Annotated in this window: 19 protein-coding genes; 4 read left to right on the top strand and 15 right to left on the bottom strand. The window is 46.5% G+C overall.

Annotated features, from left to right (window positions below):
* Positions 1–17: 17 nt before the first annotated feature.
* Genes ribH through pdhA form a run of 3 tightly spaced genes read right to left on the bottom strand, consistent with a single transcriptional unit; the run spans position 18 to position 2,245 of the window.
* A complete protein-coding gene (gene ribH / locus IEY13_RS11920; RefSeq protein WP_188952232.1) occupies positions 18–497 on the bottom strand; it encodes a 6,7-dimethyl-8-ribityllumazine synthase in 480 nt (159 codons plus the stop codon).
* Positions 497–1,195: a tetratricopeptide repeat protein gene (locus tag IEY13_RS11925; RefSeq protein WP_188952235.1), complete on the bottom strand. Its 699-nt coding sequence runs from the start codon at positions 1,193–1,195 to the stop codon at positions 497–499. The genes ribH and IEY13_RS11925 overlap by 1 nt, the downstream gene beginning before the upstream one ends.
* A gap of 54 nt (positions 1,196–1,249) precedes the next feature.
* Entirely contained in the window at positions 1,250–2,245 is a 996-nt protein-coding gene (gene pdhA, locus IEY13_RS11930; RefSeq protein WP_188952237.1) for a pyruvate dehydrogenase (acetyl-transferring) E1 component subunit alpha, read from the bottom strand.
* A gap of 122 nt (positions 2,246–2,367) precedes the next feature.
* Here pdhA and recF point away from each other — a divergent pair, with 122 nt between their 5' ends.
* Both recF and IEY13_RS11940 read left to right on the top strand, forming a co-directional pair.
* Positions 2,368–3,450: a DNA replication/repair protein RecF gene (gene recF, locus IEY13_RS11935; protein ID WP_188952239.1), complete on the top strand. Its 1,083-nt coding sequence runs from the start codon at positions 2,368–2,370 to the stop codon at positions 3,448–3,450.
* A gap of 14 nt (positions 3,451–3,464) precedes the next feature.
* Positions 3,465–3,746, top strand: coding sequence for a DciA family protein (locus IEY13_RS11940; protein WP_188952241.1), 282 nt, complete (start codon positions 3,465–3,467; stop codon positions 3,744–3,746).
* 84 nt (positions 3,747–3,830) lie between these two features.
* Here the strand turns inward: IEY13_RS11940 and IEY13_RS11945 are convergent, their stop codons facing one another.
* The 4 genes from IEY13_RS11945 to IEY13_RS11960 form a co-directional block, all read right to left on the bottom strand.
* A complete protein-coding gene (locus IEY13_RS11945; RefSeq protein ID WP_188952249.1) occupies positions 3,831–4,298 on the bottom strand; it encodes a CBS domain-containing protein in 468 nt (155 codons plus the stop codon).
* Between the two features lie 118 nt (positions 4,299–4,416).
* Entirely contained in the window at positions 4,417–5,463 is a 1,047-nt protein-coding gene (locus tag IEY13_RS11950) for an ABC transporter permease (RefSeq protein ID WP_188952251.1), read from the bottom strand.
* A gap of 12 nt (positions 5,464–5,475) precedes the next feature.
* The gene (locus IEY13_RS11955) at positions 5,476–6,585 is read right to left on the bottom strand and encodes a BT_3928 family protein (RefSeq protein ID WP_188952253.1); all 1,110 of its coding nucleotides are present in this window, start codon (positions 6,583–6,585) and stop codon (positions 5,476–5,478) included.
* 38 nt (positions 6,586–6,623) lie between these two features.
* Positions 6,624–7,169, bottom strand: coding sequence for a DUF1599 domain-containing protein (locus tag IEY13_RS11960; RefSeq protein ID WP_188952255.1), 546 nt, complete (start codon positions 7,167–7,169; stop codon positions 6,624–6,626).
* Positions 7,170–7,227: 58 nt separating this feature from the next.
* On the opposite strand from IEY13_RS11960, the gene folP reads away from it, so the two are divergent.
* Complete coding sequence (gene folP / locus IEY13_RS11965; protein WP_188952257.1) at positions 7,228–8,070, top strand: dihydropteroate synthase; 843 nt, start codon at positions 7,228–7,230, stop codon at positions 8,068–8,070.
* Positions 8,071–8,147: 77 nt separating this feature from the next.
* Here folP and IEY13_RS11970 read toward each other — a convergent pair whose 3' ends face one another.
* The 4 genes from IEY13_RS11970 to IEY13_RS11985 form a co-directional block, all read right to left on the bottom strand.
* Positions 8,148–8,987, bottom strand: coding sequence for a phosphatidylinositol-specific phospholipase C/glycerophosphodiester phosphodiesterase family protein (locus tag IEY13_RS11970; RefSeq protein ID WP_188952259.1), 840 nt, complete (start codon positions 8,985–8,987; stop codon positions 8,148–8,150).
* A 944-nt stretch (positions 8,988–9,931) separates the two neighbouring features.
* On the bottom strand, positions 9,932–10,867 hold the full coding sequence (locus IEY13_RS11975) for an RpnC/YadD family protein (protein ID WP_188952261.1): 936 nt from the start codon (positions 10,865–10,867) through the stop codon (positions 9,932–9,934).
* Positions 10,868–11,052: 185 nt separating this feature from the next.
* Positions 11,053–12,003 (bottom strand): FKBP-type peptidyl-prolyl cis-trans isomerase, encoded by a 951-nt coding sequence (locus IEY13_RS11980; RefSeq protein WP_188952263.1) that lies wholly within the window; start codon positions 12,001–12,003, stop codon positions 11,053–11,055.
* Between the two features lies 1 nt (position 12,004).
* Positions 12,005–13,012, bottom strand: coding sequence for a DHH family phosphoesterase (locus tag IEY13_RS11985; protein WP_188952265.1), 1,008 nt, complete (start codon positions 13,010–13,012; stop codon positions 12,005–12,007).
* A 112-nt stretch (positions 13,013–13,124) separates the two neighbouring features.
* Here IEY13_RS11985 and IEY13_RS11990 point away from each other — a divergent pair, with 112 nt between their 5' ends.
* Positions 13,125–13,541, top strand: coding sequence for a nucleoside-diphosphate kinase (locus tag IEY13_RS11990; protein ID WP_188952267.1), 417 nt, complete (start codon positions 13,125–13,127; stop codon positions 13,539–13,541).
* A gap of 148 nt (positions 13,542–13,689) precedes the next feature.
* On the opposite strand, the gene IEY13_RS11995 is transcribed toward IEY13_RS11990, so the two are convergent.
* The 4 genes from IEY13_RS11995 to IEY13_RS12010 form a co-directional block, all read right to left on the bottom strand.
* The gene (locus IEY13_RS11995) at positions 13,690–15,528 is read right to left on the bottom strand and encodes a UbiD family decarboxylase (protein WP_188952269.1); all 1,839 of its coding nucleotides are present in this window, start codon (positions 15,526–15,528) and stop codon (positions 13,690–13,692) included.
* Between the two features lie 29 nt (positions 15,529–15,557).
* The gene (locus IEY13_RS12000) at positions 15,558–17,336 is read right to left on the bottom strand and encodes a glycoside hydrolase family 15 protein (RefSeq protein WP_188952271.1); all 1,779 of its coding nucleotides are present in this window, start codon (positions 17,334–17,336) and stop codon (positions 15,558–15,560) included.
* A gap of 63 nt (positions 17,337–17,399) precedes the next feature.
* Positions 17,400–17,882 (bottom strand): pantetheine-phosphate adenylyltransferase, encoded by a 483-nt coding sequence (coaD, locus tag IEY13_RS12005; protein WP_188952273.1) that lies wholly within the window; start codon positions 17,880–17,882, stop codon positions 17,400–17,402.
* A gap of 55 nt (positions 17,883–17,937) precedes the next feature.
* The gene (locus IEY13_RS12010; protein WP_188952275.1) at positions 17,938–18,864 is read right to left on the bottom strand and encodes an aspartate carbamoyltransferase catalytic subunit; all 927 of its coding nucleotides are present in this window, start codon (positions 18,862–18,864) and stop codon (positions 17,938–17,940) included.
* Positions 18,865–18,928 lie beyond the last annotated feature (64 nt).

Consider the following 18,928-nt stretch of genomic DNA (forward strand, 5'->3'; position numbering starts at 1 on the left):
AAGAACGAAACAGAAGTTTACTTCAGCTTTCTCTTCAGGGCTATCATTTTTAATGCGGTAACAGCCGCTTCTTCGCCTTTATGGCCGTGTACACCACCTACTCTTTCCAGCGCCTGCTGCTCGTTATCTACGGTAAGTACACCAAAAATAACCGGGGCATTCAGCGTAAGGTTTAATGCTACCACGCCATCAGTTACGGCTTTACACACGTAATCAAAATGTGGCGTATCTCCTCTTATAACCGTGCCAAAAGCAATAAACGCATCGGCTTTGGGTTCGTTACTTTCTGCATATGCTTTTACCGCAAAGGGTATTTCAAACGCGCCGGGCACGGTAAGTACTTTTACACCTAGACCTGCTTCTTTCAACACTCTTTTGGCGCCCGCTTCCAGCTTGTTAATGATGGGGGCGTTCCACTCTGTTTTCACAATAACTACAAAGGCATCCTTTGTAGTAGGGATGCCTTTGAGCAATGCGTTATTTCCTTTTGTAGCCATTATTTTACGCTAAACTCATTTTTACCAACCTCCAGGCGATTGATGAATTTATCAGCCTGAAAGCCTTTATCTGTTCTTGGAAATTTCTCTTTCAATTGCTTGTACAGTTCCAGCGCTTCTTTGGTTTTACCTGCCACTTCGCTTAACATAGCGGCTCTGAACAGGTACTCAGAAGAATTGGCTTCGTCTTTTTCAAAAGTAGTAGCTGCTTTTTTGTAAGCATCTATTGCTTCTGATTGCTTATTACCCAGCTCGCTGTACGCATCACCCAGGCAACCGTAAGCCATCAGTTGAATCTGAGGCGCATCGGTGCTGAATTCCTTCAAAAACTTTACTGCATTGTTATAATCGCCTAAACGCAGGTAACAAACACCGGCGTAATAATGCGCCAGGTTGCCGGATTTGGTTCCGCCGTAGTTATTGGCAATATACAGGAAGCCTTTGCCGGAACCGTCTCCATCCAGCGCTTTGCGCAGGGAGTCTATTCCAAAATATTGCTGCGCTTTAAATATAGCTTCGCCGGCTTTTTCTTCTTTTGGTTTTACCACAAATTGCTGGTAACCGAAATAACCGCCTACTACTACCACAACGGCAACAACAGCGCCCAGGATAGCTTTTTGGTTTTTGTACCAGAATCCCTGTGCTTTCAGCAGAGGGTCGTTAGATATGGCAACTTCAGGAACATGCTTTTCAGACATGATATGTATACTTGTTGTTTTAAATACTTAATTGGGTATCCTTCGCGGTTAACCTTAGTCAACAATGAACGGATAGTTCTGGTCTACATACACATCCTTCAGCAGCTCGCTGTCATCCGGCCATGGGCTTTCTTCAGCAAACTTCACGCTCTCTTCTACAGCCGCCGCAATACGTGCGTCAATCTCAGCTATTTCAGCTTCCGTAGCGTATTTGTTCTTCTTAATAGTAGACAGTACCAGGTTAATCGGGTCTTTTGCTTTGTACTCTTCCACTTCTTCTTTGGTGCGGTATTTCTGAGGATCAGAAACAGAGTGACCTTTATAACGGTAAGTTTTAATTTCCAGTAAGGTTGGACCTTCACCGGCACGTGCTCTTTTAGCAGCGCGGGCAACCGCTTCGTGTACAGCTTCAGGTACCATGCCATCAACCTTCTCAGAAGGCATCTGATAAGCGTCAGCCAGTTTATAAATGTCCACTACGTTAGAGGTTCTTTCAATAGAAGTACCCATTGCGTATTGGTTGTTCTCACAAATATAAATTACGGGCAGCTTCCAGGTCATAGCCAGGTTAAAGGTTTCGTGCAGCATACCCTGGCGGGCAGCGCCATCACCAAAGAAACCTACAGCCAGGTTATCAGTGCCTTTATACTTTTCAGCAAAAGCCAAACCGGTAGCAGTACCAATCTGAGCACCAACAATACCATGTCCACCAAAGAAATAATGTTCCTTGCTGAAAAAGTGCATACTACCACCCTTGCCTTTTGCGCAACCGGTAGCTTTACCATACAACTCAGCCATACACGCATTAGGGTGCATACCTTTTGCTAACGCCAAACCGTGGTCACGGTAACCCGTGGTAAACGGATCTTCCTGGCGGGTAGCGGTCATTACACCGGCGGCAATAGCTTCCTGGCCATTGTAAACGTGGAAAAATCCACGAATCTTACCTGCCATCTTATACATTTCTTCTGCTTTCAACTCAAACTGGCGAATAAGCTGCATGAGCTCGTACCAGTATAAATAAGTTTCTTTGGAAAACTTTGTAGCCACAGTTATTAAAATTTGAGGGGCAAATATAGGAGTTAAAGCTTAAAAAGCATACGATAAATTAATTGGCTGCTTATTATATCCCCTTAATATCCCTGGCATTCTATATTATCTATTTTTGCACCATGTTCGGCTTCAGGCATATTGTATTAACCCAGTTCAGAAACTACCTCTACCAGTCGTTTTCGTTTACAGAGCGTATTGTGGGCATTTCGGGCGAAAATGGCAGCGGAAAAACCAACCTGCTGGATGCCGTTTATTACCTGTGCTTTACCCGCAGCTATTTTTCCCGTACCGATGCGCAAAACGTCCACCACGGTCAGCAGGGAATGCGCCTGGAAGCGCAGCTGTTAAAAAACGATGAAGCGGGCAAACTGGTATGCATAGTACGCGAAAACAACAAAAAAGAGTTTTACGCCAACGATGAGGAATACAAAAAATTCTCTGACCATATAGGCCTCTATCCTGCCGTAATGATTGCCCCGGACGATACGGAACTGATTACCGGGGGCAGTGAAGACCGGCGGAAAATGATAGATACCCTGTTATCGCAGATTTACCCTGGCTACCTGCAGCAGCTGATTGCCTACAACAAAATTCTGCAGCAGCGTAACAGCCTGCTGAAAGCAGCGGCAGAACACAAACGGCTGGATACCTCCCTGCTGGAAATTCTGGATATGCAGCTGTGCGAAAGAGGCGATGTAATTTACCAGTGGCGAAAAACCTTTGCCGCAGAGTTTATTCCGCTGGTGCAACAACAATACATCAGCATTGCCGGTAAAGACGATCAGGTGCAGCTTACTTATGATAGTCAGTTACACAACGCCTCTATGGCAGAGCTACTGCAACAGAACCGCCAGCGCGATATGTATCTGGCCCGCACCGGCGCCGGTATACATAAAGATGACATTGACATGCACATGAACGGGCTGGTGTTTAAAAACATAGCCTCGCAGGGGCAGCGGAAAAGCTTATTATTTGCCCTGAAGCTTTCTGAATTTCTTACCTTGAAACAGCAAAAAGGATTTACGCCTGTTTTGCTGCTGGATGATGTATTTGAAAAGCTGGACGCCGGACGCATGCACAACCTGCTGCACCGTGTATGCGTGGAAGAGCAGGGCCAGGTATTTATTACCGACACACACAACGAAAGGCTGGAAAAAGCATTTATAGATTTAGCGGTTCCTTATCAACTCGTACAATTGTAAACTACCTTTGCAACATGGCAGAATTATCACTAGGCGATGCAATGAAGGCTTTTATTCAGAAAAGCAGATTAAAGAATGGAATACGCGCTGTACAGATTGAAACCGTATGGGAGCAGCTGATGGGCAAAACCATTTCCAAATACACCGAAAAAATACAGATCATCAACCAAACTCTCTTCATCAAAACCAGTGTAGGCCCTCTGAAACAGGAGTTGCATTACCAAAAGCCACAGATTATTGAGCGGGTGAATGAAGCACTGGGGGAGAAAGTGATTGCTGAGGTGGTGATACAGTGAGTTTTAGTTAGCAGTTTGAAGTTGGGAGTTGATAGTTTTATTGCGGCATTAACTCACAACTTCAAACTATCAACTCCCGACTAACTAATATATCCACTGCCGCGAGCTAAAGCCCTCTCCCACCCAGCCTCTGTTAATCGTTTCCTCTACAATCGGCGCCAGTTCCTTATCTTTCAGTGCTTCGCGTACCAGATCATTTACGGTAACTACTGCTTTAAATTCAAACTCGTCAAATACAGGCAGGTAGCGGGCCTGATAGGCATTCATCAACATCATACAATACTCAGCCGGATCGGTACTGCTAACCACAGGTAAATCGGCTGTCATCACTTCTTTCACCAGCGTTGTCTGTGAGTATTTACCCTTCAGTATTACCTTTCGGGCATAATCCCGTTCAGAAAATATTCCTACATACTTACCACCACACTGCACTACCAGGTAGCTCAGGTTTTCACACTCCATAGCACTTAAAGCTTCCAGTACAGTTGCATTTGCGTCTATAGAATGGTTTTGAAGTCCCTGCCGTGACAGGATTTTTGATACGGTGCACATAGCGCTTGGTTTTATGCCGGCAGTTACGCCAGCGATTTATAAAATAAACGAAGTGAGGTGTGAGGATGAGCACAAAAAGGAAGCCAGTTGCTGATGTATAAAAGCCTTGCGGATGCGATTAATTCAATCTTACTCTTGGATCAATAATGCCGTACAACAGATCGGACAATAAATTTACAACAATAAAACAAGACGCCGTTATTAAAACGCTGCCCATTACTACGGGAAAGTCCAGTTTTTCCAGTGCGTCTACGGTAAGCTTGCCTATACCGTTCCAGCCAAAGATGTATTCTACAAAAAAAGCCCCCGCTAACAGCTCGGCAAACCAGCCAGTAATTGCTGTTACAACAGGGTTTAAGGCGTTGCGCAGGGCGTGGCGGGTAATTACCTGCCATTGGGTTAATCCTTTGGCATATGCGGTGCGTATGTAGTCCTGCTCCAGCACATCCAGCATGGCACTGCGGGTAAGCTGGGCTATTACAGCCAGTGGCCTGATACCCAGTGTTATAGCCGGTAACAGCACATTGCGTAACTGCAGGTGAACGCCGTTAAACGTATCCACCTCGTATAAGCTGCCCGTCATGTGCAGGCCGGTATAATCGCTTAAAACAAAACCGAATAAATAAGCTATTACAATGCCCATGAAAAAGGAAGGCGCAGAAATACCAAGAATGCTGGTGAAAATAGCGGCGCCATCCCACCACGTATTGTGTTTTACCGCAGCCAGAATGCCCAGAAAAATACCCAGTACGGTAGCAATGCACATGGCAACGAGTGCCAGCACAATGGTTTGGGGCAGGGCATCCCATAACATATCAGACACCTGTCTTTTAGTTTGATACGATCGGCGGAGGTAAGGAAACTTCAATCCTACTTTGGTATCCCCGCCTATAAACAACCCTTTCAGCTGGCGTGTTTGTATATCGTCTTTGCTGTATACACTTACCGGCGAAACATCGTTCAGGTATAACACAAACTGCTTCCAGCGGGGTTTATCCAGCGCCAGCTCTTTACGTATATTCTGAATAGTGGCGCTGTCGCCGGTTTGGCCCAGCACCAGCCGGGCAGGATCGCCAAAGCCCTGAAACAACATAAACACCAGCATCACTACTCCCGCCAGCACCAGAAGGCCATAGATACTTTTGCGCAGGAGTAGCTGAAGCATAGCAATTACGTTTTAGAGATGTGTTTTGCGCATGGCTTTCAGAAAGGCTTCGCCGCTGGCGTAGCTCTTCTTCTCCAGCACATCTGCCTTCTTCATCAGAAAGAAAGTTGGTACCACACGGGCGGCCGTTTTTACCACGGTGGCATCGCAGCTTACTATGGTTACTTTACGGGCGTCCAGCAATTTGGCAGCATCGGAGGGCATAGGCGTAGCTACTACCACTGGCATGTTCCAGGTTCTGGCTTCGGCCACTACCTGATCAAATACCACAGATGCTTTTTCCCATTTGTTAAAGTTCTGCGCCAATACCAGTATGTAAGGCACGGGCTGGCTCAGTATGGCATCGGTGGTATCGTTGCCGGCAGCGCTGATGAGTTTAAAGTCTTCAATGGGTGGAACCGCATTGCCTTCTCTTATTTTTACCTCACGACGATCTATATATTCGTAGGTCTCAATGTCCTTTGGTAAACTATCCATCGCAAACAGATACTCCTTACCCGCCTTTTTATATAAAAAATTGATGGCAACACTATCCGTAACCGCTCCCGCAGGCATCTGCATCTGCTGTTTCAGGTTGTTACCTTTTTTATAAGGCAGGCAGTCTACCACAGGCAGGTATTGCAGCGCGTACCACTGTAAAAAACCGGTAGCTACTACCGTTAATGCCAGCGCCGCAGCAGAAGCCTGCGAAGGCAGCCAGGGCTGTATAGCACGGTGTTTTACAAACAGTACAATAATCAGCGCCAGTAAAAACAGATCTTTCATAAAAGACTGCAGCGGTGTTAATGGCAAACAATCGCCAAAACAGCCGCAGGTTTTTATTTTACCCGATAACAACGCATAGCCGGTAAGGAAAGTAAAGAATATAATCAGCAGCAGCAGCAGCCAGGAAAACAGGCGCATACGCCAGCCGACGATGATGGCCACACCGGCCAGCACCTCAAACAGGTTCATTGCAATAGAAAAAAACAGGGTGTAGTTGTGAAAGGCATCCCAGCCCCACACTTCAAAAAACTCCTGCATTTTATAGCTTAAGCCCAGCGGATCATTGGCCTTAATTAACCCTGAAAAAATAAACAACAGCCCTACTACCCAACGTATAACAGTCAATAAACCCTTCATTCTTGCAACGATTTTTCTTAAGTTAATAATGTTCTCAATCAGGACGCCTTTCCGGCAGATAATATCAGGGCAAACACCGCGTAGTTCACAATATCTATATAATTCGCGTCAATTCCTTCGCTGATGAGGGTTTTTCCGTCATTCGCCAGTATCTGCTTAATACGCAGCAGTTTTACCAGAATCAGATCGGCAAAGCTTTCCTGGCTCATGCTGCGCCAGGCTTCTCCATAATCGTGGTTTTTGTTCAGCATGGTGGCTTTGGCTACCTGCACCTGCTCTTCGTACAGGGCGGCGGCGGTTTCTGCCGGCAGGTCTTCTACCGATGGTTGCCCCAGTTGTAACTGCACCAGACCAATTATACTGTAGTTAAGTATCCCCTTAAATTCAGAACCAATATCGTCCGCCACCAGTTGCTGCTTTTTTTCCTGTATGGTACGGATACGCAGCGCTTTAATAAAAATCTGGTCCACTACCGAAATGGTGCGCAACACCCTCCATGAGGTACCGTAATCCTTCGTCTTTTTCACAAAAATATCCTTGCTTGCTGCCACAATTGCATCGTACTGGGCACTGGTATCGGCCATAATCGGTTGGTTTGTACTGTTAGAAGAGTTCAAAAATAGGAGTTTATTACTTTTGCTAATGATTCAGTCTGAAAACAAGCAGTTTACCCTTAATTGTAACGGCCGCTTACTACCCATAACCCGTCCTGTGGTAATGGGTATTATCAATACCACGCCGGATTCTTTCTTCACCGGCAGCCGCAAACAATCTGTAGATGCCGCACTGGAACAGGCAGAAGAAATGCTTGCCCAGGGAGCTACCATACTGGATCTGGGAGGACAAAGCACCGGCCCCGGCAAACCGCAAATAGATGTTGCTGCCGAAGCAGAGCGGGTAATACCGGTTATTGCCGCCATACGCCAGCGTTTTCCGGAAGCCTTTTTATCGGTTGATACTTATTACTCGGCAGTAGCCCGGCAGGCTGCGGAAGCAGGCGCTGATATTATTAACGATGTAAGTGGCGGTACGCTGGACGCCCATATGCTGCAAACCGTAGGTAAGCTGCGCCTGCCTTATGTATGCATGCACATGAAAGGCACTACCGAAAACATGCACCACCACGCACAGTATGAAAACGTGACCAGGGAAGTGCTGGACTTTTTTATTACCCGTATAGAAGCCTGCCGCGTGGCGGGTATACATGATGTGATTATTGACCCTGGCTTCGGCTTTGCCAAAACCATTGCCCATAATTTTCAGTTGCTGAAAGAGATGCAGTTGTTCAGCATACTGGAAAAGCCATTACTACTGGGCATCTCCCGCAAATCTACCATTCACAAAACACTGGGTATTACGCCGGAGGAAGCACTGAACGGCACCACCGTATTGCATACCGTGGGTATACAGCATGGTGCAGATATTATAAGGGTACACGATGTAAAGGAAGCCATGCAGGTGATAAAGCTGCTGGAGCATTTATAGAGCGTAAGCCAACGCTATACATTGCTGCTAAAGCATAAGGTTGAATAAGCCGCTTAGCCACCTGTAGTTATTACCGCTTACTGGCCGCCCGCAAGCGCTTCACGGCTCTGTGCAATATCGGACTGTAAAAAGGTTTTGAGTTTTATCAGTTGATTGGTATTAATCAGGTCTACCCCGCAATCCAGCAACGCCCTCCATACCTGTGCATTTTCCGGTGCAGCCCACAGGCGTACTTTTTCATCGTTCCGGTGTGCGGTTTTAACGTAGTTGCACAAGCGGATTCTTTCTGCTGCCGGCATATCTCCTTTTCCGGTCCAGCGCAGCAGGCGCGAATAACGGCAGCTGGCCATCAGGCTTACCGGAGCAGTGGAAGAGTCACGGTCGCACCGGCGCAGGTCTTCATCAATAAACACCCGGCGGCATTGCTGCGAACGAATCATCGAAACAGGCTTTTTGCCGGAAACCACTATGGTTACTTTACGGCGGGTAACCACTCCACTATCGCAGCTGGTGATAATGCTCTGGTATTTTTGCAGCAGTGCATCCAGCGTCCGGTAGGTTCTGCGCGATTTTGATTTAATATCTACCAGCAGCGTTACCGGCACATCCGGTAATGAATCGCCCCTGCGGTCTCTGCCTGTAAGCAATGGCTCCAGATACAGCCTGTCTAACGTGCGGCGCTTCTTAAAAAACGGCAGCATATGTGTTACCACCAGCCGTTTTCTGCGCACATATACATCTGCTTCTACCCAGCTGTATCCGTTTTGCAGCGCATCGTATAAAGGGCGTTTGCGCCAGTAATCGTTGTGAGAAAAACCATTTGTTAAGGGTATGGGTTCCTGGGCATGCAGCTTGTAGCCCACGGCCAGTATGCATATACATAGCAATTTTCTCAGGAAGGAGGTTCCGGATTGCATAGTTGGATTTGTGTTTACAAAATACCGGTTTCTGTGTTGCCTGAATATTAACCCACCTGAAACTTTGCTTAAAAAATGGTAATCAAATAATTATCCTTTTTTAAACAATCCTCTTTCCATAAACAAGCTATTAAAAATAAGCGTTAAGCCCTGGCATATATGTCCCCTGAATTGAGGGCAAAAACATGCAAAGCCGATTAAGGAATGAGCCCGGCCGGCCACCGGGCCCACCCATAATCAGGCCTCTCCCCTGTTATTCATTATTATTCCCTTGTTCTTATGTCAAAGAGCTGGCTGCCATCCGCACCAGGTAAACGGGCTGAGAGACGCCTCTCCCTCAGCCCGTTTGGGCGTTGCCCTGGTACGGGCAGCAACGCTACAATATACAACCCGGCAAAGGCCATTTTGCCATCAAAGTAGGCAAACGACAGTTTGGAGTATGCAAACGACAGTTTACTGTATGCAAACGACACCCAAACGCCGGAAACCCTTACCCGGACTGACTTTGCGAATATACACCGCACTACACGCGGCTTTCAGAGGAAAAGGGGTAATCAACATCATTCACGGGGTAATCGACGTTTTTTGAGGGGTAATCGACATAACAGCGGCTGAAAGCCGCGTGGTTGCTGCATGTAACCAGTAAAACCCTTTTTCATAAAGGCTTACAAGCCCGGGAGTAGTATAAAAAACAGCATTTTTATGCAGCGGTTAAATAATCGGCATTCTATGAATGCCAAATTGACACAAAAGCTGTAAAACTGAAAAATACAGCTGAGCGAAGGGGAAGCGAACCCGTGGCGAACCTACACCGAAGAAAAGGCGAAGGAAAACATTGAGGCATAATGGCAGAAAAGCAGGCAAAACAATTCATTTACCAGCTATTAAAAAGCCCCTTACCAGTTAGATAAGGGGCCTGTATACGATACTTATAAGTATTACTATTATCCGTTTTCTCTTTCGGATAAGCTGTTTTTAACTTCAATTACGAAATCAACAGATACCTCTGCCGATTCAGCAATAGTTTGAATAGAGAGGCTGGTATTGCGAAGTAAATTCCGGACAAACATTGTTTTATTACGCTCCTCCACCTCCGCCTTTTCCATCTGTAATATTTGCTCGTAAATTCCCATATTATCAGGATTATCAGTAATCGCTTTAATCTCTTCTTCAAATTTAAGTAATAGCCCGGAATCACCAAAATTCACATACCGCTTAATAAACTGTAACAATCGCCCTGCTTTCTCTTTAGGAAAACCCTTTTCATACAACCGGCGCACAAGGGCCAGTGAAGATTCCAGCAGCTGCACGGGGTCGCCCCCTCTGCGCTCAATAGTGCTTAGTACCATTAGAATAACAGTTGCAAACGGGTTATTGCTCTCTTCCAATAACCTCTTATCCTGCGCTTTTACCTTATAGGTGTTAAACCGGAAAAGCAAACTGGTGCCAAAGCAGTTGTACTCATATCTGTCGGGGTGGTATTTATCATCTTCATCTGTAAAAATGGCGAGGGAGGTTATTTCCTGATGGAATTTATCACATATCCGGTAGAAGTAAGTGAACATACGTGCCGGAAAGCTTTTATCGGCATATCCCTGCACTTCTATATGCACCAGCAACCACTTTTCAGTACCGTCTTTATACCAGGTTTTTACCAGTTTATCTACAAACCGCGGGTGTTTAACCTTGCTATCGGGCGTTATCTCATGCAGTTCTTTATCCAGAAACTCAAACCCTCTGTCTATATCAAATATGCTGTCTGCATGTGCAAAAAAGAAGCGGAGAAAATCAGCAAACAGGTCTTCCATAATTCCCTTCCACAGTATGTCTCTTTTTTGTACCGCAGGTTCTGTAGAAGGTAGCAATTGGTTGGCGTTCATAGTAACTAAAATAAACCGGCGCGTTTATAAACGGGTGTTCATTTTGTTCAGATGAGTTTGAAAAACAGGGCGGGCAAGTGTATAATACAAAAGCAGCGCGATGCAACATTTGCCTGTGCCAGCGTGCCAAATACAAAAGGGCCAACCTTGCGGCCGGCCCTTTTGATTATTAAGACTTTTACTGATTAGTGACCGTGGCCTCCATGTTGAGGAGCACCGCCCGGCATACCTGGCATGCCCTGAGGAGCTGCTGGTGGCGGAGGTGTAGTTACATCTATAATTTCTACTTCAAAAATAAGGTTTGCGCCCGGAGGAATAGGACCAGAACCCTGAGGGCCGTAACCCAGTGCAGAAGGAATGAAGATTTTACCTTTACCGCCTTTGCCAAAGTAAGTAATGCCCTCATCCCATCCTGGAATAGCCATACCGGCACCTACTACCATTTTAAAAGGATCGGTGTGGTGCATAGAAGTATCCATGTTGGTATCGAACACTTTACCATCTTTCATTAATTTACCTCTGTACATAACAGAAGCCTGCTTGCCTGAATCTGCTTTTAAGCTTTGATCGCCAGGCACCTCAACCAGTACATAAGCACCGTTTTTAGTTTTCTGTGCGCCTTTGATGTTGTTTTTAGCCAGGTAGTCTTCTACCGCTTTCACCTCAGCAACTTTGCTCAGTTCCATTTCTTTCTTGTGATCTTCCATGGTTTCCTGCTCTGTTTTAAAGCGGGCCAGGATTTTCACTTTACCCTGAAGTGTGTAACCTTTTTTCAGCACGTTGTCATAGTCCTGAATCTGACCTTTTGCTTTCAGTGAATCCACATTCAGATTAAAGGTGATGCTATCACCCACAGACAGTAATGGCATTAACTCCATAAAAGTATACTGCGCTCTTGCACTGGTATCTACCATTACATAGCCAGGAAGGCCACCTACGGTAGTTTTGATAACAGTGTCTTTGTTGTCAGGGATACTAAAAGTGAGCTGGAATTTGGCAATTTCACCGGCTTTCAGCTTCTCACCGCCTTTGCCTTTAGAAATCTTGTACTGTATGCCAGACTTTGTTTTTTCGTATTTCACCTGGCAGGCAGTAAATGTAGCGGCAGCTGCTGCTACAAGTAGTAATTTTTTCATGTTACTGTAGTTGTGCTTCGTATTGTTGTAAAACTTGTTTGAATTTGCGTACTGTCTGGTCAAGGCTGTCGCTGCTGCGGCCGCCTGCGGCGTTTTTGTGTCCGCCACCTTCAAAATGCTCGCGTGCAAAAGCATTCACATCAAAACCATCCTTGCTGCGGAAACTCCATTTACGCTCTTCATCGCGGTCAATTACCAGTGCGCCCAGCTTAATACCCTGTATAGATAACAGATAATTTACCAGCCCTTCGGTATCGCCCGTTTTGGCATCAAAGCGTAACAGATCGCTTTTAGGTACTACCATAATAGCGGTGTTATACTCATATAATACCTCCATGCGGTTTAACAGGGTGTTACCCAGTAAACGCAGGCGGGTTTCCAGCGAGCTGTCGTAGATATACTGATGAATAAGCGTATGCTCCAGACCCAGATCTTTAAAATGGGCAATCACACGATGTACATGCGCCGAGGTAGCCGGAAAACGGAACGAACCGGTATCGGTCATAATACCCGTATACAGGCAGGTAGCCATGGTAATATCCAGCTTATCTGCATAACCGGAAGCTGCTATAAAATCGTACACCATTTCGCAGGTAGAACTTTTGGCAGTATTGCTTACGCCATACTGAAACGCTTCTTCCTGGGGTTGCTGGTGGTGATCTATTAATATTTTGGTACAGCTGGCTTGTGTAAGCAGCTGCTCCATATTTTTTGTGCGGTGTAATACGTTGAAGTCCAGACAAAAAAGCCAATCTGTGGCGTTTACTATCTGGGCCGATTTTTCGCGGTTGGTTTCATAGTCCACCACTTTATCACAACCGGGTAACCAGTTAAGAAAAGAAGCCCAGTTGGTGGGGGAAATTACGGTAACCTCATGCCCCAACGCCTGTAAAAAGTGGTATAAACCCAGCGCAGAACCCATGGCATCGCCATCTGGTTTCTGGTGCATGGTTATCACTGCCTTTTGGGGCGTAGCCAGCAGGGGGAAGAATTGATCAATACTTTGCATACGGTGCCGGCAAAATTCAGGGATTCGGGGCATTCCTTCAAATATTATTTGCCCCGCAAAGGCCCACCGCTTTTTTTACTACTTTTGCCGCGAAAAGTTTATAAAACGGTATATGAGCAACAGAACCTTCACAATGATTAAACCGGATGCCACTGCTAAAGGACATACCGGCGCTATCCTGGACCAGATTATCAAAGCTGGTTTCACTATTAAGGCTATGAAATGGATTCACCTGAGCCAGGCACAGGCGGGCGAGTTCTACGCAGTACATAAAGAAAGACCTTTCTACGGTGAGCTGGTTCAGTTTATGAGCAGCAAGCCTATCGTAGCGGCTATTCTGGAAAAAGAAAACGCAGTAGCTGATTTCAGAAAACTGATTGGCGCAACTGATCCTTCCAAAGCTGAAGAAGGTACTATCCGTAAGAACTTTGCTGCTTCTATCGGTGAAAATGCAGTACATGGTAGCGACAGCGACGAAAACGCTGCTATCGAAGGCAACTTCTTCTTCTCCGGCCTGGAGCGCTTCTAAGCATAAATTAATTACCAACCGGCTATGTAATATCAGCCGGTTGTTGTATTTTTATAATGTTTTTTAAGGGTTTAGGGTTGAAAAAGGGGCGATGGTTTCCCATGGCCCCTCTTCTTTTTTATATAAGTCAATGATTTATAACAGCTAACTACACCCGCCCGTACAAACTTCCTCCTTTCTTAAATATCCGGTCTATCTTTCTTTCCGTAGCCTCGTCCAGTATTAATGGTGGTGCATGATGTGTTTTTATGCGCGCATCCATTACCAGCGGCCCCTTACAACCCCAATGTTTGTGCTCGTAAAAACTGCCTATACCATAAATATCATGGGAAGGATTACAGCGGGTATAAGTTACCCACAGGTAGTTATTCAGCGTTTCTGCGGTAAAACCGGCATCATCTGCCACCACAATCATGGCCACCTCTTTTAATTCCTCCATTTTACTGCTCAGCTGAGCATTCAGCGTTTCCATTTCTGCAGCGGCCGTAGCGTAATCAGCAAAAGCACCGGTTTGCAGCACTACAATGCCGGGTAAGGCCACACGGGCATTTACAAAACCCTGTAATTCCTTTAACGCTACAGGCGCTTCTGTACACAGGTTACGTACTTTTTCGCCATAGGCAGCAAACACTACTTTACTGCCGGTGTTTAAGCCGGTACCGGAATAATCCAGCGTGTCTATAGTGGTATGGGTGTAAAAGTGAATATCCCGCTGCCATTGTATACGCTCCAATACATAACAGATATATGCTTCAATATCGTGGGTGGTTAACTGGCGGGTATCGTCTGCGGTAATAAACAGAAATTTAGCCAGGCTCAGCTGCCCGGTACCCAGCACGCGGTTGGCAATGGTAAGTAACTCGGCGGGTTGCTGTGTGCGCTGGTAAGGCGTGTACCGCTCGCTGCCTATAGCCAGCAACAGCGGGTGTACACCCGCAGCATCTACGGCATTCACTTCCTGTAAACCGGGAATTTCTTTGGGAATGGCTTTGCCGGTAAGTTCGTGTATCAGGGCGCCAAAGCTGGTATCTTCCTGCGGTGGACGACCAACCACAGTAAAGGGCCAGATGGCATTTTTGCGGGCGTATACCTTACGCACTTTCATTAGCGGGAAAGGATGGGTAAGACTGTAATAACCCAGGTGATCGCCAAACGGGCCTTCAGGTTTGGTTTCGCCGGGGTATACATCACCGGTAATTACAAAATCAGCATCGGTGCTGATGCAATAGCCATCTTCATACGTATAACGGAAACGACGGCCGCCCAGTACACCGGCAAAAGTAAGTTCGCTCAGTCCTTCCGGCAGGGGCATTACGGCTGCTAAAGTATGTGCGGGAGGGCCTCCTACAAATATGCTCACTTTTAGCGGCTGCCCTTTGGCGTTGGCAATAGACTGGTGTACGCCAATGCCGCGGTGTATCTGATAATGTAATCCTATTTCTTTATTAAGTTGGTAATCGTTACCACTCAGCTGTATGCGGTACATGCCCAGGTTGGCATTCATAGCACCGGGCTTGTTCAGGTCTTCGCTGTATACCTGTGGCAGGGTAACAAAAGCACCACCGTCTTTAGGCCAGTGCTGTATCAGCGGCAGATCGCTAATCTGTATCTGGTTATCCATAACCGGTTTGGCGGAAGGATTGCGCAAAGGAAGCGCTTTCATAGCCGCCAAACCGGTGGATATATTTTTAAAAGGAGACTTCAACGCCTGCACCGGATTATCCCGCAGGGCAACCAACTGCTGCACCTTTGACATTGTGGTGCGGAATATAAAACGGCTGCGATCCAGCGTACCGAAAATATTAGATGCTGCCCGGTAGGGAGAGCCTTTTACATTTTCAAACAACAGGGCGGGACCGCCTGCTTCGTACACACGCAAATGGATAGCTGCCATTTCCAGGTGCGGATCCACTTCTTCCGTAATTCGCACCAGCTGATCTATGCTTTCCAGATCTTTCAGGCACTCCTCTAACGAATTATAATTCATGCCGCAAAAATAGGCATTGCTGCACCTACTTATGCAAAACTGGGCTTATCCAGTTTCATGGCAATGCGGTAAGCGGCATTCATTAATCCTACATGACTGTATGCCTGCGGAAAGTTGCCCCACTGGCTGCCGGTTTCTTCATCCACATCTTCACTAAACAGCATCAGGTGGTTGCTGTATTGTAACAGTTTGGAGAATTCTTCCTGTGCTTCTTCAATACGTCCTACACAGGCCAGCGCTTCCACATACCAGAAGGCACACACTAAGAAAGTAGCTTTCGGCTTACCAAAATCATCTGCATGCAGATAACGGTAAAACAGGCCCTTCGGTGTTTTCAGTTCTTTCTCCAATGCTTCCAGGTGCTTGCGCGCCTTTTCCGATGCAGGGTCCAGATAACCCATCATAATCAGCTGAAGCGTACTGGCATCCAGGTGATCGCTGCCAGCGGCATGGGTATACACCTGCCGTTCTTCGTTGTAACAGCTTTCAATATGCGCAGCGGCGCGGTCGCGCAGCGCCAGTGCCCGCTGTTCCAGATCGGCATTGCCTATGGTGCGGGCCATTTTAGCGGCAGCCATACAGCCCGCCCACTGGAACAGGTTGGTATAACAATGTATGTTGGCAAAATTGCGGAACTCCCATATACCTGCATCTTTCTCGTCAATGGTAAATTCTATCTTCTTCAGCAGGTATTCAACTACACGGGCCGAATCTTTCCGTTCAGAGAAAATAAAACGATGATCGGTATACAGCGGCAGTACAGAAATCAATACCTGTCCGTAAATATCATTCTGTATATGTTCATACGCCTGGTTGCCTATGCGTACGGGTTTGTTACCCAGATACCCATCCAGCTCCAGTTCTTTTTCTATCAACTGCTTTTTGCCGGTTACACCATACAAAGGCTGGTAACGGTTCAGTTCGTTAAAAGAGATATCAGTAATATAATTAAAGTAATTCTCCATTTCGCTGAAATGGCCAATGTGGTTGAGTGCGGTAAGTATGTAGTAGGTATCGCGCATCCAGCAATACCGGTAATCCCAGTTACGGCCGCTACCCGGAAACTCAGGCAAGCTGGTGGTACTGGCGGCTATTACGGCACCGGTATCTTCAAACTGGTGAATTTTCAACACCAATGCAGAACGGATAACTACTTCCTGATGAAACTGCGCTATACTGGTACGTTTAATCCAGGTGCGCCAGTACATAATGGTTTCGCGTAAAAACGATTCCATAGTACTTACAAGTGGTGCTTCCAGATGTTTGCCGTAGGTAAGCACCAGATACTTGGTTTCGTTGAGGGTGAATTCCTGGTGATCGAATACGTAATTAATAGGTACGTTGGTGGTAAGGCGTATCTTTTCATCTTCCCCTACATACTCTACGTGGCTGCTGCCGCGCAGGGCTTCAAACTGTTCTTTACCATAGCAGCGCACCGGCTTGCAGGTAACGCAAATGCGGGGTGAGCCTGACAATACTTCTACCTTACGCACCAGCATCAGCGGTTTAAAGTAACGCTCATACTGGTAAAAACGCGGGGCGAAATCGGTTACCCGGTACTTACCGCTTTCGCACTCAATTTCAGTACAGAGGATATTGGTGTTCTCCAGATAATACTGGTAACTGGTATACTCCCCTTGTGGCAATATACTAAACTCGCCCCCCTTCTGCCGGTCCAGCAGTCCGCCAAACATAAACGAACTGTCAAAACGCGGCCAGCAAAGCCATTCAATATTGGTATTCTTGTGTACATGCGCCAGGTAGGCGCAGTTTCCGATGAGGCCAGTCTGGTATAAATGCTTATCCATTAGCTACGTTTTACGATTCGGCTATGAAATACAAATACAAGACCAGAAAAACCTGTAGGGTTGTTATCCTTTTTTCATGTTGCGGATATGTGTTTTTACCGGCTCGGGTAAAAACTGACTGGCATCGCCGCCGTTCATCAACACATCGCGCACCAGCGTAGAAGCTACTGAAGTAAACTGGGGAGAACAGGTAAGGAATACGGTTTCCACCTCTGCATCCAGGCTGCGGTTCATATCGGCAATTACCTTTTCGTATTCAAAATCGTTTACGTAACGGATACCGCGGATAATGTATTTGGCGCCGATGCTTTTACAACACTGTACGGTTAAGCCTTCGTAAATGATTACTTCAATACGCGGATCTTCTTTAAATATTTCCTTTACCCAGGTTAGCCGTTGCTCATCGCTGAACATAGGCTTTTTGTTGATGTTTTTACCAATACCTATCACCAGTTTATCAAACAGGTTTACGGAACGGTTTACAATGTCCAGATGGCCCAGTGTAAAAGGATCAAAAGTGCCCGGAAATAAACAAATACGTTGCATAATTGCAGTATGTTTTGCGCAAGTTAAGGGTATCGGGCCAAACCGCGGCAGAATATTAATTCTGCCGGTTGGCCAGCAGGTATAATGCTGCCATACGCACGGCTACCCCGTTTTCTACCTGATTCAGGATGATAGAAGACGGACCATCGGCCACATCGCTATCCAGTTCCACACCACGGTTAATAGGTCCGGGGTGCATAATCACGATTTCCTTGTTCAGGCTTTCCAGCAAACGGCGGTTGATGCCGTAGGCCAGGCTATACTCGCGCAGAGAGGAGAACAGTGGCTGGCTCTGGCGCTCCAGCTGTATGCGCAGCACATTGGCTACATCACACCACTGTAAGGCCTTTTTTACATTGTACTCAACGCGTACGTTCAATGCATCAGCCATGTATTTGGGAATGAGTGTTGGCGGACCCGCAACGGTTACCTCTGCACCCATTTTGGTAAGCAGGTATATATTGCTCAGCGCAACGCGGCTGTGCATTACATCACCTATAATGGCCACCTTCAGCCCTTCCAGTTTACCGGTTTTTTCCTGCATAGAAAAAGCATCCAGTAAAGCCTGTGTGGGGTGTTCGTTAATGCCATCGCCCGCATTTACAATTGCGGCAGGTATGTGTTTGGCCAGAAAGTGCGGTGCACCACTGGCGCTGTGGCGCATTACCACCATATCCACTTTCATACTCAGGATGTTGTTCACCGTATCCAGCAGCGTTTCGCCTTTGGCTACCGAGGAAGCACCTGCAGTAAAGTTCAGCACATCGGCCGACAGCCTCCTTTCCGCCAGCTCAAAAGAACTGCGCGTACGGGTAGAGTTTTCAAAAAACAGGTTCACGATAGTCACATCCCGTAAGGACGGCACTTTCTTTACCGGTCTCTGTAAAACTTCTTTAAACTGCTGGGCTGTGGAAAGAATCAGACTAATATCTTCCCGCGTAAGATCTTTAATACCAAGGAGATGAGGAGTAGATAGTTTCATTAAAGTGCGAAGATATAGTAAAATTCAAAAGGGAAAAGGAAAAAGTAAAAAAGGGAGGGTGTAG

Origin of the sequence: Filimonas zeae (assembly GCF_014641615.1) — a bacterium.
In the GTDB taxonomy this organism is placed as follows: domain Bacteria; phylum Bacteroidota; class Bacteroidia; order Chitinophagales; family Chitinophagaceae; genus Filimonas; species Filimonas zeae.

Excerpts from the sequence above, each read along its gene's own strand:
- ribH (WP_188952232.1), bottom strand. The coding sequence starts at position 497 with ATGGCTACAAAAGGAAATAACGCATTGCTCAAAGGCATCCCTACTACA.
- IEY13_RS11925 (WP_188952235.1), bottom strand. The coding sequence starts at position 1,195 with ATGTCTGAAAAGCATGTTCCTGAAGTTGCCATATCTAACGACCCTCTG.
- recF (WP_188952239.1), top strand. The coding sequence starts at position 2,368 with ATGTTCGGCTTCAGGCATATTGTATTAACCCAGTTCAGAAACTACCTC.
- IEY13_RS11940 (WP_188952241.1), top strand. The coding sequence starts at position 3,465 with ATGGCAGAATTATCACTAGGCGATGCAATGAAGGCTTTTATTCAGAAA.
- IEY13_RS11945 (WP_188952249.1), bottom strand. The coding sequence starts at position 4,298 with ATGTGCACCGTATCAAAAATCCTGTCACGGCAGGGACTTCAAAACCAT.
- IEY13_RS11950 (WP_188952251.1), bottom strand. The coding sequence starts at position 5,463 with ATGCTTCAGCTACTCCTGCGCAAAAGTATCTATGGCCTTCTGGTGCTG.
- IEY13_RS11955 (WP_188952253.1), bottom strand. The coding sequence starts at position 6,585 with ATGAAGGGTTTATTGACTGTTATACGTTGGGTAGTAGGGCTGTTGTTT.
- IEY13_RS11960 (WP_188952255.1), bottom strand. The coding sequence starts at position 7,169 with ATGGCCGATACCAGTGCCCAGTACGATGCAATTGTGGCAGCAAGCAAG.
- folP (WP_188952257.1), top strand. The coding sequence starts at position 7,228 with ATGATTCAGTCTGAAAACAAGCAGTTTACCCTTAATTGTAACGGCCGC.
- IEY13_RS11970 (WP_188952259.1), bottom strand. The coding sequence starts at position 8,987 with ATGCAATCCGGAACCTCCTTCCTGAGAAAATTGCTATGTATATGCATA.
- IEY13_RS11975 (WP_188952261.1), bottom strand. The coding sequence starts at position 10,867 with ATGAACGCCAACCAATTGCTACCTTCTACAGAACCTGCGGTACAAAAA.
- IEY13_RS11980 (WP_188952263.1), bottom strand. The coding sequence starts at position 12,003 with ATGAAAAAATTACTACTTGTAGCAGCAGCTGCCGCTACATTTACTGCC.
- IEY13_RS11985 (WP_188952265.1), bottom strand. The coding sequence starts at position 13,012 with ATGCAAAGTATTGATCAATTCTTCCCCCTGCTGGCTACGCCCCAAAAG.
- IEY13_RS11990 (WP_188952267.1), top strand. The coding sequence starts at position 13,125 with ATGAGCAACAGAACCTTCACAATGATTAAACCGGATGCCACTGCTAAA.
- IEY13_RS11995 (WP_188952269.1), bottom strand. The coding sequence starts at position 15,528 with ATGAATTATAATTCGTTAGAGGAGTGCCTGAAAGATCTGGAAAGCATA.
- IEY13_RS12000 (WP_188952271.1), bottom strand. The coding sequence starts at position 17,336 with ATGGATAAGCATTTATACCAGACTGGCCTCATCGGAAACTGCGCCTAC.
- coaD (WP_188952273.1), bottom strand. The coding sequence starts at position 17,882 with ATGCAACGTATTTGTTTATTTCCGGGCACTTTTGATCCTTTTACACTG.
- IEY13_RS12010 (WP_188952275.1), bottom strand. The coding sequence starts at position 18,864 with ATGAAACTATCTACTCCTCATCTCCTTGGTATTAAAGATCTTACGCGG.